Annotated in this window: 15 protein-coding genes; 12 read left to right on the forward strand and 3 right to left on the reverse strand. The window is 70.2% G+C overall.

Annotation, left to right across the window (positions count from 1 at the left end; all coding sequences use genetic code 11):
* Nucleotides 1-103: 103 nt before the first annotated feature.
* On the forward strand, nt 104-394 hold the full coding sequence (locus ACUYTF_RS11735) for a DUF4193 domain-containing protein (protein WP_434143393.1): 291 nt from the start codon (nt 104-106) through the stop codon (nt 392-394).
* Nucleotides 395-578: 184 nt separating this feature from the next.
* On the opposite strand, the gene ACUYTF_RS11740 is transcribed toward ACUYTF_RS11735, so the two are convergent.
* Nucleotides 579-1,043: a DUF3093 domain-containing protein gene (locus tag ACUYTF_RS11740; protein ID WP_434143395.1), complete on the reverse strand. Its 465-nt coding sequence runs from the start codon at nt 1,041-1,043 to the stop codon at nt 579-581.
* Between the two features lie 135 nt (nt 1,044-1,178).
* Between ACUYTF_RS11740 and dut the strand changes: the two genes are divergently transcribed.
* The 8 genes from dut to ACUYTF_RS11780 all read left to right on the forward strand — a co-directional run bounded on the left by dut (nt 1,179) and on the right by ACUYTF_RS11780 (nt 12,172).
* Nucleotides 1,179-1,616 (forward strand): dUTP diphosphatase, encoded by a 438-nt coding sequence (gene dut / locus ACUYTF_RS11745; RefSeq protein WP_434143396.1) that lies wholly within the window; start codon nt 1,179-1,181, stop codon nt 1,614-1,616.
* 73 nt (nt 1,617-1,689) lie between these two features.
* Nucleotides 1,690-2,352, forward strand: a complete 663-nt coding sequence (locus ACUYTF_RS11750; protein ID WP_434143622.1) for a DUF3710 domain-containing protein — start codon at nt 1,690-1,692, stop codon at nt 2,350-2,352.
* Nucleotides 2,349-3,173, forward strand: a complete 825-nt coding sequence (locus tag ACUYTF_RS11755) for a DUF3159 domain-containing protein (protein ID WP_434143398.1) — start codon at nt 2,349-2,351, stop codon at nt 3,171-3,173. Before ACUYTF_RS11750 ends, ACUYTF_RS11755 begins: the two co-directional genes overlap by 4 nt.
* A gap of 106 nt (nt 3,174-3,279) precedes the next feature.
* Entirely contained in the window at nt 3,280-5,949 is a 2,670-nt protein-coding gene (gene acnA / locus ACUYTF_RS11760; RefSeq protein WP_434143400.1) for an aconitate hydratase AcnA, read from the forward strand.
* Nucleotides 5,950-6,060: 111 nt separating this feature from the next.
* Complete coding sequence (gene dxs, locus ACUYTF_RS11765; protein WP_434143402.1) at nt 6,061-8,022, forward strand: 1-deoxy-D-xylulose-5-phosphate synthase; 1,962 nt, start codon at nt 6,061-6,063, stop codon at nt 8,020-8,022.
* A gap of 33 nt (nt 8,023-8,055) precedes the next feature.
* Nucleotides 8,056-9,627, forward strand: coding sequence for an AMP-binding protein (locus ACUYTF_RS11770; RefSeq protein ID WP_434143404.1), 1,572 nt, complete (start codon nt 8,056-8,058; stop codon nt 9,625-9,627).
* Nucleotides 9,624-10,964 carry a beta-ketoacyl-ACP synthase II gene (locus ACUYTF_RS11775; protein WP_434143406.1) on the forward strand — a complete coding sequence of 447 codons (1,341 nt, stop codon included), beginning with the start codon at nt 9,624-9,626 and terminating at the stop codon, nt 10,962-10,964. Before ACUYTF_RS11770 ends, ACUYTF_RS11775 begins: the two co-directional genes overlap by 4 nt.
* Nucleotides 10,961-12,172, forward strand: coding sequence for an acyl-CoA dehydrogenase family protein (locus tag ACUYTF_RS11780; protein WP_434143408.1), 1,212 nt, complete (start codon nt 10,961-10,963; stop codon nt 12,170-12,172). Before ACUYTF_RS11775 ends, ACUYTF_RS11780 begins: the two co-directional genes overlap by 4 nt.
* A 13-nt stretch (nt 12,173-12,185) precedes the next feature.
* Here ACUYTF_RS11780 and ACUYTF_RS11785 read toward each other — a convergent pair whose 3' ends face one another.
* Both ACUYTF_RS11785 and ACUYTF_RS11790 read right to left on the reverse strand, forming a co-directional pair.
* Nucleotides 12,186-12,896: a phosphonatase-like hydrolase gene (locus ACUYTF_RS11785; RefSeq protein ID WP_449279849.1), complete on the reverse strand. Its 711-nt coding sequence runs from the start codon at nt 12,894-12,896 to the stop codon at nt 12,186-12,188.
* Nucleotides 12,893-13,717 (reverse strand): UTRA domain-containing protein, encoded by an 825-nt coding sequence (locus tag ACUYTF_RS11790; RefSeq protein WP_434143411.1) that lies wholly within the window; start codon nt 13,715-13,717, stop codon nt 12,893-12,895. Before ACUYTF_RS11790 ends, ACUYTF_RS11785 begins: the two co-directional genes overlap by 4 nt.
* Before the next feature lie 163 nt (nt 13,718-13,880).
* On the opposite strand from ACUYTF_RS11790, the gene ACUYTF_RS11795 reads away from it, so the two are divergent.
* From ACUYTF_RS11795 to ACUYTF_RS11805, 3 genes are read left to right on the forward strand one after another with little or no spacing between them, the layout of a single operon-like run.
* On the forward strand, nt 13,881-15,008 hold the full coding sequence (locus ACUYTF_RS11795) for a TIGR03364 family FAD-dependent oxidoreductase (RefSeq protein ID WP_434143413.1): 1,128 nt from the start codon (nt 13,881-13,883) through the stop codon (nt 15,006-15,008).
* 54 nt (nt 15,009-15,062) lie between these two features.
* A complete protein-coding gene (locus ACUYTF_RS11800; protein WP_434143415.1) occupies nt 15,063-15,986 on the forward strand; it encodes a phosphate/phosphite/phosphonate ABC transporter substrate-binding protein in 924 nt (307 codons plus the stop codon).
* The gene (locus tag ACUYTF_RS11805; RefSeq protein WP_434143417.1) at nt 15,986-16,780 is read left to right on the forward strand and encodes an ATP-binding cassette domain-containing protein; all 795 of its coding nucleotides are present in this window, start codon (nt 15,986-15,988) and stop codon (nt 16,778-16,780) included. The genes ACUYTF_RS11800 and ACUYTF_RS11805 overlap by 1 nt, the downstream gene beginning before the upstream one ends.

Consider the following 16,780-nt stretch of genomic DNA (forward strand, 5'->3'; position numbering starts at 1 on the left):
GCCCCGGTTTGCATCAGGGGGGAATCGTAGGGCAGACTATGGCCGCTCGCAGGAAACTCAGGTGCTCGTCGGAGCACCGAATCGCAAGGGGACTCACAAGCGCATGGCTACCGATTACGACGCACCGCGTAAGTCTGATGAAGAAGCAGAGTCGATCGAGGCTCTGAAGGAACGCGGTTCGGCGAAGGGTGCCTCCTCGATCGACTCGGAGGACGCCGACAACCCGAGTTTCAACATCGGCGGTTCCGATCTGTCCGATGTCGAGCTCGACGTCGTCGTGCTGCCGCAGCAGGACGACGAGTTCACCTGCGTGAGCTGCTTCCTTGTGCGCCACCGCTCGCAGATGGACCACCAGACCGATCTCGGCCCGATCTGCGCGGAGTGCGCTGCGTAAATCGCATCGCGATTTTTAGCACTCCGCGGAGCCGCCCACGGCGGCTGCTCAGTGAGCTCGGCGCCCTGCGCCGAGCCTTGCCGTCGAAGGGCGAAACTTTGCGGCCGCCGCCGCGGGATCGCCCGATATCTCGCCTTTCGAGCCTGTTCGAGCTCGTGCGAGTCATGGAGCCCGCGGGCCGGGCTCAGCCGTTCGCGCGGGCTCCGGCGATCGCATCGGCGAGCGCCTGCGGTCGGCGCGTCGTGATGATCCAGTACGGCGCAGGGTCTGCGGGGTCGATGTTCGCGATGCGCACGCCGGTGCGCACCCAGCCGCGCACCAGGAGGTAGTTGCGCGCGTCGAGCTCGGGGCCGATGGCGCGCCGGAGCGCTTCGGAGCCGAGCAGCTCGACCGCTCCCAAGTGCTCGAGCGCGATCTGCGCGCGCCCCGCGTGCAGACGGCCATCGGCGACCCTGATCGTGGGGCTCGTCGCGAAGAGGAATCCGGCGATGACGAGGTAGGCGATGATCCCTGCGGGGATGGAGGCCTCGATTGCGATCGGCACGAGCACCATCGCGACGGCCGGAGCCACGAGCAGCACGGCGGCGAAGAGGCCGACGCCCGGCACGAGTCGTTCACGGTAGGCGGTCGCGGCGGCAGCGGTGTTCATACCCTCATTATCCCGTGCCGCTCCTTGGAGGTCGCGTGGAGCGTCGCCGCGGCGGCTCGGCGGGCGGCGCGATGGGAGGGGGATGCGCGCGGCCGCCGGGTGGGGGTTGCCGGATTGATCCGGTAGCCTGTCCGGGTGACTGATGTCGTAGAGATTCCCGCGCTCGCCGGCGCCCTGCCGGTGTATGCGCATGATGATGATGCGGGCGCCGATCTGCGTTCGACCGATGCCGTGGAGCTCGCTCCCGGCGAGCGCGCCCTCGTGGGTACGGGCGTGTCGATCGCGCTGCCCGAGGGCTACGCGGCCTTCGTCGTGCCGCGCAGCGGCCTCGCCGCCAAGCACGGCATCACCGTGGTGAACTCGCCCGGCACCGTCGATGCGGGGTACCGCGGCGAGATCAAGGTGTCCCTGCTCAATACGGACTCCGAGAACTCGTTCAGCATCGAGCCGGGCGATCGCATTGCGCAGATGATCGTGATGCCCGTGTCCCGCGCCGTGTTCGTGCCCGTGGACGTGCTGCCCGACAGCACCCGCGGAACCGGCGGGTTCGGATCGACGGGCGTGCGGGGCTGACGCCCCGCGACATGCGCTCCGGCCGATTCGCGGCCGCGGCACAGCTGAAGAATTGATGAAGGGGATGGTGGAGATGAGCGAGGACGCGCAGAGCGCCGACGCGGTTGAGGTGCACGACGGGGCCGAGGCTCCGATCGACGATGCGAAGTCGGCGCCCGAGGACCGGGCGACGGCTGGTCCGTTCGACGCGGCCGAGGTGCCGACGATGCGCCCGTACGTGGATATGGGCGGCATCAAGGTGGCGCCGCGCGAGGGGCTGCAGCTGCGTCTCGAAGTCGACGACCGCTCGAAGCGGGTCGTCGCGGTCTCGCTCGATTATCAGGGATCGCTGCTGCAGGTGCAGGCGTTCTCGGCGCCGAAGTCGACCGGTCTCTGGCACGGCGTGCGCCACGACATCCAGCAGCAGATGCAGGCCCAGGGCGCGCAGGTCGCGGAGGAGGACGGCGCCTTCGGCCCCGAGCTCGTCGTGACCACGCAGGTCCCTGCCGAGCAGGGCGGCGGGGCGCGCGTGGCCCGATTCATCGCAGTGGACGGCCCGCGCTGGATGCTGCGCGGCGTCATCATGGGCAAGGCCGCGACCGATGCGGAGGCGCGCGCGGGCGTGAACGACCTGTTCCGCGAGCTGGTCGTCGTGCGCGGCGAGCAGCCGATGCCGCCGAGCGAGCTGCTGCCGTTGCGGGTGCCCGCCGGCGTGCAGCAGCAGGGCGCGCAGGGGCAGGGCACGACCCAGGCGTGAGCGAGTCGAACTCCGAGAGCGCTCCCGACGAAGCCGCCCCGAAGACCCGTGCGGGTCTCGGCGGCGTGGTCGAGGCCGGTCTCAGCGGCGAAGCCGTATCGGCCCGAGGCGTGCTCGCCGCGATCGGCGGCTGGTGGGGCGTCGTCGAGACCTTCGTGCCGGCGACGCTCTACCTCGGCATGTACCTCGTCACGCGCGATGCGCGGATGTCGGCGATCGCCCCCCTCGCGGTGGCGCTCGTCTTCTTCGCCCTGCGTCTGCTGCGCCGGCAGACCGTGCAGTCGGCGCTCGCCGGTCTGCTCGGCGCCGTCGTGTGCGTCGCGGTGACGCTGTTCACCGGTCGGGGCGAGGACTACTACCTGCCGGGCTTCTGGATCAACGGCGCCTGGGTGCTCGCCCACGCCGTCTCGCTGATCGTGGGCTGGCCGATCATCGGGCTGCTGCTCGGCTTCCTGCGCGGCTCGTTGACGGAGTGGCGCAAGGAGCGCGCGCTGCGCGTGGCCGCACGAGCGTGCACCTTCGTCTGGATCGCCGTGTTCGGCGCGCGTCTGGCGGTGCAGCTTCCGCTCTTCTTCGCGGCGCGCGGAGGCGACGAAGCGGCGGTCGATGCGCTGGGACTCGCCCGGCTGTTCATGGGCATTCCGCTCTTCGCGCTGGCGGTTCTCTTCACCTGGGTGGTGCTGAGCCGTGTCGCGAGCGCGGTCGACGAGGCGAACTCCCATAACGCCGACGGCGACACCGCGGGCGACGCCGCACCTTCATCTGATGATACGCCGGGCGAAAACGTTGCCAGCACTGGGGAGAACGACCCTTCCGCCTGAGTGCCCCGACCGTTCGAAACGTGTAGAATTATCTCGACATCGAGACAAGTGCCTGCTCGGCGGAGATGTCAGTGTGTCCCGCTGGGCGACGAGTGGAGGAACTGCTATGGCCGCGGTCAACAGCTTTGGTGCGAAGAGCACCCTTGCGGTGGGAGACAACGAGTACGAGATCTTCAGGATCGATCAGGTCGAAGGCCATGAGCGCCTCCCTTACAGCCTGAAGGTGCTGCTCGAGAACCTGCTTCGCACGGAGGACGGCGCGAACGTCACCCAGGAGCACATCAAGGCCCTCGGCGGCTGGGATCCGAGCGCGGAGCCCGACACCGAGATCCAGTTCACCCCGGCCCGCGTCATCATGCAGGACTTCACCGGCGTGCCCTGCGTCGTCGACCTCGCCACCATGCGCGAGGCCGTCACCGACCTCGGCGGCGACCCTTCGAAGATCAACCCGCTGGCTCCGGCGGAGCTCGTGATCGACCACTCGGTCATCTCCGACGTCTACGGAGCGGCCAACGCGCTGCAGAAGAACGTCGAGATCGAGTACCAGCGCAACGGCGAGCGCTACCAGTTCCTCCGCTGGGGTCAGGGAGCCTTCGCGGACTTCAAGGTCGTCCCCCCGGGGACCGGCATCGTGCACCAGGTGAACATCGAGCACCTCGCTCGCGTCACCTTCACCCGCGAGGTCGACGGCAAGACTCTCGCGTACCCCGACACCTCCGTCGGCACCGACTCGCACACCACGATGCAGAACGGCCTCGGCGTGCTCGGCTGGGGCGTCGGCGGTATCGAGGCGGAGGCCGCGATGCTCGGTCAGCCCATCTCGATGCTCATCCCGCGCGTCGTCGGCTTCAAGCTCTCGGGCCAGATCCCGGCCGGCGTCACCGCGACCGATGTGGTGCTCACCATCACCCAGATGCTCCGCAAGCACGGCGTCGTCGGCAAGTTCGTCGAATTCTACGGCGAGGGCGTCGGCTCGGTGCCGCTCGCGAACCGCGCCACCATCGGCAACATGAGCCCCGAGTTCGGCTCCACCGCTGCCATGTTCCCGGTCGACGATGTCACGCTCGACTACATGCGCCTCACCGGCCGCAGCGACGAGCAGGTCGAGCTGGTCAAGGCCTACACGCAGACCCAGGGCATGTGGCACGATCCGGCGCGCGAGCCCGAGTTCTCGGAGTACCTCGAGCTCGACCTCGGCACCGTGGTCTCCTCGATCGCGGGCCCGAAGCGCCCGCAGGACCGCATCGAGCTCACGAACGCGAAGAACCAGTTCGAGACCGACTTGAAGAACTACGCGCAGGCCTCCAACCCTGCGAAGGTCAAGGATCAGGCGGGAAACGAGTTCGAGCTCGATCACGGCGCGGTGACCCTCGCCTCGATCACCTCCTGCACGAACACCTCGAACCCCTCCGTGATGCTCGCGGCCGGTGTCCTCGCGCGCAACGCCGTGGCGAAGGGTCTGAAGGCGAAGCCGTGGGTGAAGACCACCCTCGCGCCCGGCTCGAAGGTCGTCACCGACTACTACGAGAAGTCCGGGCTCACCGGCGACCTCGAGGCGCTCGGCTTCTTCCTGGTCGGTTACGGCTGCATGACCTGCATCGGCAACTCCGGCCCGCTGAACGACGAGATCTCGCAGGCGGTCAACGATAACGACCTCGCGGTCACTGCGGTGCTCTCGGGCAACCGCAACTTCGAGGGTCGCATCAACCCCGACATCAAGATGAACTACCTCGCGAGCCCGCCGCTCGTGGTGGCGTACTCCCTCGCCGGCAGCATGGACTTCGACTTCGAGAACCAGGCGCTCGGCCAGGATTCCGAGGGCAACGACGTGTTCCTCAAGGACATCTGGCCGGACCCGACCGAGGTCGAGAAGATCGCGAACGAGTCGATCGACTCCGACATGTTCCGCGAGAAGTACGCGACGGTGTTCGACGGCGATGAGCACTGGACCTCGCTTCCGGTGCCCGAGGGCAACACCTTCGCGTGGGACGAGCAGTCGACCTACGTGCGGAAGGCCCCCTACTTCGATGGCATGTCGCTCGAGACCTCGCCGGTCTCCGACATCACCGGCGCCCGCGTGCTGCTGAAGCTCGGCGATTCGGTCACCACCGACCACATCAGCCCGGCGGGCAGCTTCAAGGCCGAGACCCCGGCCGGCCAGTACCTCGTCGCCAACGGCATCGCGCCGAAGGACTTCAACACCTACGGCTCGCGCCGCGGCAACCACGAGGTCATGATCCGCGGTACCTTCGCGAACATCCGCATCCGCAACCAGCTGCTCGACAACGTCGAGGGCGGCTTCACCCGCGACTTCACGCAGGAGGGCGGCCCCCAGGCGTACGTCTACGACGCGGCGCAGAACTACATCGCGAACGGTGTTCCGCTCGTCGTGCTCGGCGGCAAGGAGTACGGCTCGGGCTCGTCGCGCGACTGGGCGGCGAAGGGCACCAGCCTCCTCGGCGTCAAGGCGGTCATCGCCGAGAGCTTCGAGCGCATCCACCGCTCGAACCTCATCGGCATGGGAGTACTGCCGCTGCAGTTCCCCGCCGGCGAGAGCGCCGACTCGCTGGGCCTCGACGGCACCGAGAGCTTCGACATCTCGGGCGTCGAGCAGCTCAACGCGGGCACCACGCCGAAGACGGTCGCGGTGCAGGCGACGAAGGCCGACGGCTCGATCGTCGAGTTCGACGCCGTCGTGCGCATCGACACCCCGGGCGAAGCGGACTACTACCGCAACGGCGGCATCCTGCAGTACGTGCTGCGTTCGCTGGTCTAGTACCGGTCGGCACGACGGGCCCGGTCGCTTCGGCGGCCGGGCCCGTCGTCGTCTCACTAGTATGGAGAGATGCCCGGGCAGACCGGCCGGGCCGAGAATCGAGGTGCCTGCGTGACGATCCTGGAGAGAATCGAGCAGCCCCGGGACCTCGATGCGCTCAGCGTCGAGGAGTGCGCGCAGCTGGCCGCGGAGATCCGCGAGTTCCTCATCGCCGAGGTCGCGAAAACGGGCGGGCATCTGGGGCCGAACCTCGGAGTAGTGGAGCTGACGATCGCGCTGCACCGCGTGTTCGATTCGCCCAGGGATCCGATCGTGTTCGACACCGGCCACCAGAGCTACGTGCACAAGATCCTGACGGGGCGACGCGACTTCTCGGGTTTGCGGCAGCGCGGCGGCCTCGCCGGCTACCCCCAGCGTTCGGAATCCGAGCACGACATCGTCGAGAGTTCGCACGCCTCGAGTTCGCTGAGCTGGGCCGACGGCATCTCCCGGGCGTTCGCGCGTCGCGCCCAGAGCGACCCGGCGCAGCGCGACCGGCACGTGGTCGCCGTGGTCGGCGACGGTGCGCTCACGGGCGGGATGACGTGGGAGGCGCTCAACAACATCACCGACGACAACGATCGCAACCTCGTCATCGTCGTCAACGACAACGGGCGCTCGTACGCGCCGACGATCGGGGGCATGGCGCGCTTCCTGAACAGTGTGCGCGTCTCGTCGGGGTACCGCGACCTGCAGGAGGGCAGCGAGAAGCTCTTCTCCGCATTCGGCGCCCCCGGTCGCACCGTCTACCGGGCGACCCGCGGCGCGATGCGCGGGTTCGTCAGCCGGGCATCGGGCAACCAGGATCTCTACTCGAACCTCGACATCAAATACATCGGTCCGATCGACGGCCACGACCTCGAAGCCGTCGAGCACGCGCTGCGCCAGGCGAAGGGATACGTGCGCCCGACGCTCGTGCACGTCATCACCGAGAAGGGGCGCGGGTACGCACCCGCCGAGAACGACATCGCCGATCAGTTCCACGCCATCGGCAAGATCGACCCCGGCAGCGGCCGCCCCGTCCAGGCACCGTCGGTGCTCGGCTGGACGGGCGTCTTCCGCGCACGCCTCGTGGAGCTCGCCGAGAGAGACGAGCGCATCGTCGGCATCACCGCCGCGATGCTCGCCCCGACCGGCCTCGACGGCCTCGCCGAGCGCTTTCCCGAGCGCGTGTTCGATGTCGGCATCGCGGAGCAGCATGCGGTGACCAGCGCCGCGGGCCTCGCCTACGGCGGCCTGCATCCCGTCGTCGCGATCTACGCGACCTTCATGAACCGGGCGTTCGACCAGCTGCTGATGGATGTCGCGCTGCACCGCGCGGGGGTCACGTTCGTGCTCGACCGGGCGGGCATCACGGGGCCCGACGGGCCGAGCCACAACGGCGTCTGGGATCTCGCGACGCTGCAGGTCGTGCCCGGCATCCGCATCGCCGCGCCCCGCGACGCGGCGTCGCTGCGCGAACAGCTCGCGGAGGCGGTGTCCGTCGACGACGCCCCGACTGTGATCCGCTACCCGAAGGGCGCGATCGGAGCCGAGATACCCGCACTGCGGCGCACCGCCGATGGCGTCGACGTGCTGCACGAGGCTTCCGGGCAGGATGCCGCGGCCCTGCCTCAGGCCGATGTGCTCTTCGTGACGGTCGGCCCCATGGCGCAGATCGCGCTCGATGCCGCCGCCATGCTCGAGGCGCAGGGCATCACCTCGACCGTCGTCGACCCGCGCTGGGTGGTGCCGGTTGCTCGATCGGTGACCGATGCCGCGCGGGGGCACCGGTTGCTCATCAGCATCGAAGACGGCATCCGCGTGGGCGGTATCGGCACCCGGATCAGGCAGGCGCTGCGCGATGCCGGGGTGGACACGGCGGTACGCGAGCTCGGGGCGCCCGACGAGTTCCCCGATCACGCGACGCGCGAGGAGCTGCTCGAGGACGCCGGGCTCACCGCGGAGCTCATCGCCCAGCAAGTGGGGGAGCAGGTGCGGGGCACCCGCATCCCCGTCGCCCGACCGACCGATCACGAGCCCGAAACGATATAATCGACCCGATCCATCAACACGATTCGGAGTGACATGCCGTTCACATCTGCGGTGCTCGCTACGGCCGCCGCCGACCCCGAACAGCTCGCGATCGTCGGCAGCGGTGCAGAGGCGACGGAAGCTCCGAGTCTGAGCTACGCGGAGCTGGTCGAGGATTCGCGCCGCATGTTCGCGGTCGTGGACCGGCTGCACCGAGCGCAGCGCTCGGCGCCGCGGCCGGCGGCCGAGACCGGAGGCATTCCGATCACCGCTGTGAGCGTCGAGTCGGCCTACCATGCGGCCCGCATCGTCGCCGGGCTCGGCGGATACCGCGCCGTCTCCGCGACGATGGATCCGCACTGGCCGCTCGCGCATCGCGCCCGTGTCGTGCTCGTCACGGGCATCGGCCTGCTCATCAGCGACGATCGCGCGCTCGCGCGCGAGCTCGGATCGCGCGGTTGGACGGGCACGGTTATCGGCCTCGCCGACTTCATCGCCCTCGAGCACGGCGCCGATCTCGTGCCGGCGCCCGCCCCCGCGGTGCGCGACGGCGCGGAAGCGTTCCTGCTGCTCTTCTCGTCCGGCACGACGAGCGATCCCAAAGCCTTCGTGAAGACGCGGCAGCAGTACCGCGAGAACGTGGCGGTATCGAGCGCCCATCTCGAACCCCTCCCCGGGGTCGCGACGCTCGCGCCCGGGCCGCTGTCGTACAGCCTCACGCTCTACGCGCTCATCGAGTGCCTTGCGACCGGCGGCTCCGCGCACCTCGGCGACGGCTTCTCCGCCGTCGAGATGGCGCGCCGGGTCGCCGAGGAGCGCATCACCCGCCTGGTCGCGGTGCCGGCCGTGGTGCAGGCCCTGATCGATGCCGCGCGTCGCGACCCCGCACGTCTCGCGACCCTCGGGCTCGTCGTCACCGGCGGCGCGAACCTGCCCGCATCGTTGCGCGACGGCCTCGCCGAGGCGCTGCCGCAGGTGCGGCTCATCAGCTACTACGGCGCTGCCGAGATCGGCTTCATCGGAGACAGCCGCGGTGGCGACGGCACGCTGCTCGACGTCTACCCGACGATCGGCGTCAGCGTGCGCGACGATGCGGGCGCCGAGGTGCCCGAAGGTGAACCCGGAACGCTCTGGGCGCGCGCGGCCGCCTGCTCGGACGGCTACGTCGCGGGCACGACCGATGCCGTGCTGCGCGGCCCCGACGGCTGGGCGAGCGTCGGCGACCAGGCGCGCCTCGTCGGCGGCCGACTGCAGCTGCTCGGCCGCGAGGGCGATATCGCCATCACCGGCGGGCACAAGGTCGCGCTCCCCGAGGTCGAGCGCGCCTTCGACGGGGCGACGGGCATCGCCGCGGTATGCGCGGTCGCACTGCCGCACCCGCGGCTCGGCACCGTGATCGCGCTGGTCGTCGAGGCAGCCGCCGATGGCGCGTCGAACAGCGACAACGCTGGGGGCGCCGCGCTCGACAAATCGCGGCTGAAGCGCCTCGCATCGGAGCGGCTCGCCCCGCAGTTCGTGCCGACGCGCTGGTACCGCATGGATCGGCTGCCGCGCACGGTCGGCGGCAAGATCCGTCGCAGCGAGACCGCCGCCGCCGTCGGATCCGGAGAAGCGGTGCGGCTGTGACTTCCGGGCGGGCGGTCATCACAGGTCTCGGGGCCATCGTTCCGAGCGGTCTCGACGTGCGATCGCTCTGGCGTGCGGTACGCGACGGCCGAAGCGCGATCGACGTACTCGACGGGCCCGAGTTCGCACAGCTCCCGGTGCGCATCGGCGGCCGGGTGCGCGGCTTCGATGTCGAGCGGGTGCTGCCCGCCGCGCTCGCGCGCCGCCTGAGCCCCGTGCAGCACTGGGCGATCGCCGCCGCCGACGAGGCGCTCGCGCAGGCCGGCGTCGCACGCCCGGACGCCGCCTCGAACGGACAGCCGCTGCCGTGGCCCGCGCATCGCACCTCCGTGATCGTCGCGAGCGGATCCGGCCCGGTCGACGCCCAGCAGCGCGCGACCCGCGCGTTCGATGAGCGCGGCTCCCGGGCCGTGCCGCTGAGCCTCTCCGTCTACGGGGCACCCGATGCCGCAGCGGCCCTGATGAGCCAGCGGTACGGCGTGCACGGACCGGCCCAGGCCGTCTCCGCGACCTGCGCGAGCGGCGCCATCGCACTCGGCGAGGCGCTCAGACGGGTGCGGCACGGCTACGTCGATGCCGTCATCGTCGTCGGCATGGAGGACTGCCTGAACGAGATCAACCTCTCGGCGAACGCGAACCTGCGATCCCTGGCAGCCGGGTACGAGAGCGAACCGACCGCGGCCAGCCGCCCCTTCGACCGCGCACGCGCCGGGTTCGTGATGTCCCAGGGCGCGGCGGCCGTCATCGTCGAATCGGCAGAGAGCGCCCGTCGGCGCGGCGCGACCGCTCTCGCCGAGCTCGCCGGTTTCGGGGCGTCGAGCGATGCCTTCCACGCGACCGCGCCGCATCCTGACGGCCGCGGTGCGGCCGAAGCGGTCGGCGCATGCCTCGCCGATGCCGGAGCGGTCCCTGCCGACATCGACCACATCAACGCGCACGGCACCGGCACTCCCGCCGGCGACCCGGTCGAGCTGCGCGCGCTCGAAACCGCCCTCGGAGACCGTGCGCGCCGGGTGCCGATCACGGCGACGAAGTCGAGCACCGGTCATCTGCTGGGCGCGGCGGGCATCGTCGAGGCGATCCTCGCCGTGATGTCGATGCGCGATGGCATCGTGCCGCCGACGTTGAATCTCGACGACCCCGAGTTCGCGGGCTGGGACTTCGTCTCGGGCGCTGCGCGGCCCGCGCGTCTGCGCGCCGTACTGTCGACCTCGTTCGGCTTCGGCGGGCACAACGGCGCCGTGCTGCTGAGAACGCCGCTCGAGGCCGGCCCGACCGCACCGATGGACTCGCCCGAGACGCACCCCCGGCCCGCACCGACGAAGGAGCACCCATGACCGACCGCGAAGCACTGCACGCCGAGATCGCGGCCCGCTACCTGCCCGACGAACTGCTCGAGCGCCTGCGCGATCGCGCCGCGGCCAGCGACCGCGAGAACGCCTTCTTCGATGCCGATCTGGCCGAGCTGCGCGAGCACGGCTATCTGACGACCCTCGTGCCCGAAGATTTCGGCGGGCCGGGCCTGACGCTGAATCAGGTGCAGCGGCTCCAGCAGCGGCTCGCGGGCGCGGCCCCGGCCACGGCGCTCGCGATCAACATGCATCTGCTGTGCGTCGGCGTCGCCCGCACCCTGCACCTGCGCGGCGACCGGTCGCTCGAACGGGTCTTCACCGAGGCGATGGCCGGCGAAGTCTTCGCCTTCGGCATCAGCGAGCCCGGCAACGACTGGGTGCTGCAGGGATCGGGCACGGCCGCCGTGCCGCAGCCGAACGGCGACTACCTGCTCTCCGGCGTCAAGATCTTCACCTCGCTGTCGCCCGTGTGGACGCGCCTCATCGTGCACGGCCTCGATGTCTCGAACGGCGACGAGCCGCAGCTCGTCTACGGCTTCCTCGAGCGCGACGGCGTCTCCGGCGAGGGGCCTCAGGGTGCGGAAGGCTCCGGGAACGGCATCTCGACCGCGGGCGAGTGGGACGTGCTCGGCATGCGCGCCTCGCACAGCCGGGCGACCGTGCTCGAGGAGGCCCGCCTGCGCGCCGATCGGGTCGTGCGCCGCCTGCCGCCCGGCCGCCACCCCGATCTGCTGGTCTTCGCGATCACGAGCAATTTCCAGCTGCTCGTCGGCTCCGTGTACGCGGGCGTCGCCGCGCGCGCCCTCGATATCGCGGCGGAGGGGCTGCACCGTCGGCGTTCGGAGAAGGCCGGGACGACCCTCGCCGACGTGCCCGAGCATCGAACCCGCCTGGCCGATGCGCACTTCGACTACCTTCCGGTGCCCGCGCAGCTCGACAGCTATTCGCGAGACCTCGACGAGCTCGTCGACCACGGAGCCGGCTGGCCGCTGCGCCTCGTGAGCGCGCGCCTGCACGCCGGCCGCGTCGCCCGCGCATGCGCCGAGACCGCGCTGGCCTGCGCGGGAGGCGCGGGCTACAGCAACTCCCACGAGGCGAGCCGGCTGATGCGCGATGCTACGGCGTCGCTCTTCCATCCGCCGAGCGCGGATGCGGCCCGCCCGATGTTCGCCGCCGCCCTGCTCGACGATTAGCGGGGTGCCGGCGCTACGCCGGCGAACCGAGATAGGCCGGAATCTCCGCGACCGAGCCGAGCAGCGTCGTGTGCGGCTGGCCCGTGAAGGCGTCGCTTCCGAGTTTGCCCGAGAGCACGCCGATCGTGATCGCGGCGCCCGAGTTCGCGCCGGCCTGCACGTCGACGACCGTGTCGCCGGCGACGAGCACCGCGCCGGTGTCGATGACGCCCGTGCGCTCCATGACCCGGTGGATCATGAACGGCGCGGGGCGCCCCTGCGCGACCTCGTCGCCGCAGCTCAGCGCATCGACGACCAGATTCGCGGCGGCGGCTTCGGGCTCGCCCGCGACCGCCCATCCGAGGCTGCGCAGGATCGGCTCGGCGATGTCGCGCGAGAACCCGGTGGTGAGCGCCACCTTGACTCCCTGCTGCTGCAGCGCCGCGATCGCCTCGGGCACTCCGGCGATCGGCATGGGCGGGGTCGCGGTGTAGAGCTCGGCGAGGATCTCGCGGAAACGGGCGAACGCATCGTCGACCCGATGCGCGGGCTGCGCCGGCTCGCCGCCTCCGAGCTCGATGAGCGCGGTGATGGCGGCGCGCTTCTCGGCGCCCATCCACGTCTGCAGATCCTCATCGGCCACGGAGACTCCGGTCTCCTCGACCGCGCGCCGCAGGGCTTCGTAGACGGCGCCTCCGTCGTCGATGGTGGTGCCGGCCATGTCGAATACGGCGAGGGAGATCATGCGTGCTCCTGTACGAGGTCGTGGTCGGGGGAGCCGACCGGTTGGGGTGGGAACGGGGTGCTCGCCTCGGGCGACGTGCTGTCGCGCTTGAAGCTGCTCGCCGAGTGCTCGGCGCTGTTCTCGATGACGAACGACGCCATCGTCGGCAGATAGCGGTCATCGGCGGTCTCGATCACGGTGCCGAGGTCGCTGTAGGCGAGGCGCCGCACGCGCAGCAGCGGCGACCCGGGTGCGACGCCCAGCTGTTCGATCTCGAGCGGGTGGGCCGAGATGGCGCTGATGACGTGCCGGGCGCGCACGGGGACGATGCCGACGCTGCGGAGCACGTGGTAGATGCTGTTGCCGTCGAGGTTCGCCGTGAGCAGGTGCCGGCCGATCTCGAAGGGCATCATCGAGCGTTCGAGCATGGCGGGCTTCTCGTCGAGCAGGCGTACGCGCAGAATCTCGACCACGGGGGAGTCGGGTGCGATCTGGAGCTCTTGCGCGACGGTCTCGGTCGCGGGCCTGCGACTCACCTCGATGACGCGCTGGCCGGGCACGAACCCGAGCTCCCGGGCCCACTCCGTGAACGAGAGGAAGGTGTCGAACGACTGCGTCGGCGTCGTGCGCTGCACCCGCGGGGGCGCCCCGCGGCCGCCGATGATCATCCCCTCCGCGCGCAGGGCGGCGAGCGCCTGGCGCACGGGGCCGCGCGAGGTGCCGAACTCGGCGACGAGCGACTTCTCGCTCGGCACCTTCTGCCCGGGCTGCCACACGCCGGTGCGGATGCGGCGCACCATCTCGGCATACAGCTGCGCATGCAGCGGCGAGTTCTCGTTCATGGCCACAGCCTATAAGTTGTCTTGATTACTCGAGAGTTGTTCTCATGGCCGCCAGGTGAACGATCTCTGAAGAAGTACGTGCGTTCGGTGACTCCGGTGAACGGTCGACGAACAGTGCTCGAGAAAGTTGTACTGACTACTTTTCGGACCGCAGGATCGAAGCATGACCTCTTCTCCCCATGCACCGCGCATCGTCGTCGTCGGCGCCGGCATCATCGGCCTGGCCCACGCCGTGGCCGCGCTCGATGCCGGTTACCGTGTGACCGTGCTCGAACGCGACGCCGCCGCATCGCTCGCGAGCATCCGCAACTTCGGCCACGTGGGCGCATCGGTCCAGAGCGGCGAGCTCGCCGAGCTCGCACAGGAGGCGTTGCCGATCTGGCGCTCGCTCGTCGAGCGCGCGGGAGTCGAAGCCCGCAGGTCAGGCACGCTCGCGGTCGCCCGATCGCACGCCGAAGAAGCGGTGCTGCACGAACTCATCGACGAGCGGGCCCCCGAGGGCGCCCGCCTCGTCTCGATCGCCGAGACGGCCGAACTGCTCGGGCTGGATTCGACGCAGGCCGCGCCGATCTTCGTCGGGGCGATGCTGCCCGCAGACCTCACGGCGAACCCGCGCACGGTCGTCGCGCGCCTCGCCGCATGGGTGCACGCCCACGAGCGGGGCGAGGTGCGCTTCGGGGCGAACGTGCGCGGCATCGAGACAGGGGCCGTCGACACCAATCGCGGGCGCTTCGCGGCCGATCACATCGTGGTCGCCGCGGGACATCTCGTCGGAGAGCTGTTCGCCGACCTCGCCGACGACGCAGAGGTGCGCCAGTGCGCTCTGCAGATGGCGCGCGTGCGCGCGCCGCACCCGATGGGGCTCGGCCCCGCAGTGCTGACGGGCACGTCGATGCTGCGCTACGGCGCCTTCGCCGGCCCCGCGGCCGATGCGCTGCGGGCCGAGATCGCACGCGATCGACCCGAACTGCTCGAGATCGACGCGAACGTCATGCTCACGCAGCAGGCCGACGGCACGCTGCTCGTCGGCGATTCGCACGCTGTGCACGACACGGCGCCGCCGTTCATGGACGAGCGCTGGTCGCGGATACTGATCGACGAGATCGCCGCGCTGCTCGGAACGGCGCGCCTCGAAGTGCTCGAGCGCTGGCAGGGACTCTACGCGACGAGCGGCCGGCAGGACATCCTCCGCGCGCAGCCCATGCCCGGGGTGAGCGTCGTCAGTATCACCACCGGCGTCGGCATGACGGTCGGGCTCGCGCTCGGCGCGCGCACGATCGCCGCGCTGTAGGCGCCCGGAACTCTCTCTGAAGACCTTCTCACAACAACACAACCAAGGAGAATCGTGAAGAAGAACATCGTGCTGGCCGCCTCGGCGGTCGCTCTGCTCGGGCTCGGCCTGACAGCCTGCTCGGGCACCGGGGAGGAGTCCGCCTCCGCCGCCTCCGGTGGGGACGCGATCACCTGCCCGGACGGCAAGATCCGCTTCGGCATCCTGCCCTACGAGGATCCCGAAGCCCTCGAGCCCGCATACCGGGTGCTCGCCGAAGCGCTCTCCGAGAAGCTCGACTGCCCGGTCGAGGTGACGATCACCGAGGATTACGCCGCCGAGGTGCTCGCGATGGAGAACGACCAGCTCGAGATCGCCCAGTTCGGCCCGCTCGGTTTCGTTTTCGCGAACGAGCGCGCCGACGCCACGGCCCTCGTCTCCTTCGGCGATGCCGAGGGCAAGCCGACGACCTACACCGGCGGCATCTGGGTGCCGGCCGATTCGAAGATCCAGACCATCGACGACCTCGCGGGCCACACCCTCGCGCTCGGCAGCCCGGGCTCGACCTCGGGCGATGCGCTGCCCGCTTCCGCACTCGAAGACGCAGGGATCACCGACGAGGTCACGGCGGACTACGCGGGCGGCCACCCCGAGGCGCTGCTGGCGCTCGTGAACGGCACCGTCGACGCCGCGCAGATCAACTCGCAGACGCTCGCGACGGCGACCGCCGAAGGAACCTTCGATCAGGCGAAGTTCCGCCAGATCTGGAAGTCGGAGGAGATTCCGAACGACCCGGTGACCGTGCGCGGCAACATGCCGCAGGAGTTCCAGGACGCCGTGAAGGAGGCGCTGCTGAGCCTCGACACCGCCGACGTCGAGAAGGTCGGCGCGTTCCTCGGCGTCGACCCCGCCGGCCCGCTCATCGAGGTCGACAACTCGACCTACCAGCCGCTGTTCGATCTCGCGCAGACCATGGGTCTCAGCGAGGAAGACGTCTGATGAGCATCGTCACCGCGCACACCGATCCCGCAGCGGATCGGGCCGGCGAGGCCGAGGGCGAAGTGCTGCTCGACGTCCGAGCCATCTCCAAGAGCTTCGGCGACCGCGTCGTGCTCCGGGACATGAGCATGCGTGTGCACGCGGGCGAGGTCGTCGCGTTCCTCGGGGCCAACGGCTCCGGGAAGTCGACGACGCTGCGCGCGGTGAACGGCCTCATCGAGGCGGATTCCGGCGACATCACGATCGCCGGGGTCCGCCTCAACGAGGCGAGCGCCGGGCGCCGGGCCGAGGCCCGCCGCAGCGCCGCCACCGTCTTCCAGAAGATCCATCTGGTGCAGCGCCGCACGGTACTGCAGAACGTGTGCGCGGGCGGCTTCTCCCGCCTGCCCGCCTGGCGCTCCGTCCCTCCGCTCTTCGGCCGTGAGCTGAAGGAGGAGGCCATGGCCTGCCTCGAACGGGTCGGTCTCGCCGACCGGGCGCACGATCGCGCCGGCAGCCTATCGGGCGGGCAGCAGCAGCGCGTCGCGATCGCGCGCGCCCTTTGCCAGCGCCCCCGCATGATCCTCGCGGACGAGCCCGTCTCGGCGCTCGACCCGAAAGCCGCAGACGACGTGATGCGGCTGCTCTACGACCTCGCGGTGAACGAGGGGCTCGGTGTCGCGGCGGTGCTGCACCAGCCGCAGCTCGCGCGTGCGTACTCGCACCGCATCATCGGACTGCGCGGCGGCAGCCTCGTCTTCGATGCGCCCACCACCGAACTCGATGACGTCGAGCTGGCGTCGCTCTACCTCTGA

The sequence above is a fragment of the Leucobacter sp. GX0328 genome, from assembly GCF_053567315.1.

What these genes read in the sequence shown, in the direction of transcription:
- ACUYTF_RS11735 (WP_434143393.1), top strand. Translation starts at nt 104, where the DNA reads ATGGCTACCGATTACGACGCACCGCGTAAGTCTGATGAAGAAGCAGAG.
- ACUYTF_RS11740 (WP_434143395.1), bottom strand. Translation starts at nt 1,043, where the DNA reads ATGAACACCGCTGCCGCCGCGACCGCCTACCGTGAACGACTCGTGCCG.
- ACUYTF_RS11750 (WP_434143622.1), top strand. Translation starts at nt 1,690, where the DNA reads ATGAGCGAGGACGCGCAGAGCGCCGACGCGGTTGAGGTGCACGACGGG.
- acnA (WP_434143400.1), top strand. Translation starts at nt 3,280, where the DNA reads ATGGCCGCGGTCAACAGCTTTGGTGCGAAGAGCACCCTTGCGGTGGGA.
- ACUYTF_RS11770 (WP_434143404.1), top strand. Translation starts at nt 8,056, where the DNA reads ATGCCGTTCACATCTGCGGTGCTCGCTACGGCCGCCGCCGACCCCGAA.
- ACUYTF_RS11780 (WP_434143408.1), top strand. Translation starts at nt 10,961, where the DNA reads ATGACCGACCGCGAAGCACTGCACGCCGAGATCGCGGCCCGCTACCTG.
- ACUYTF_RS11785 (WP_449279849.1), bottom strand. Translation starts at nt 12,896, where the DNA reads ATGATCTCCCTCGCCGTATTCGACATGGCCGGCACCACCATCGACGAC.
- ACUYTF_RS11790 (WP_434143411.1), bottom strand. Translation starts at nt 13,717, where the DNA reads ATGAACGAGAACTCGCCGCTGCATGCGCAGCTGTATGCCGAGATGGTG.
- ACUYTF_RS11795 (WP_434143413.1), top strand. Translation starts at nt 13,881, where the DNA reads ATGACCTCTTCTCCCCATGCACCGCGCATCGTCGTCGTCGGCGCCGGC.
- ACUYTF_RS11805 (WP_434143417.1), top strand. Translation starts at nt 15,986, where the DNA reads ATGAGCATCGTCACCGCGCACACCGATCCCGCAGCGGATCGGGCCGGC.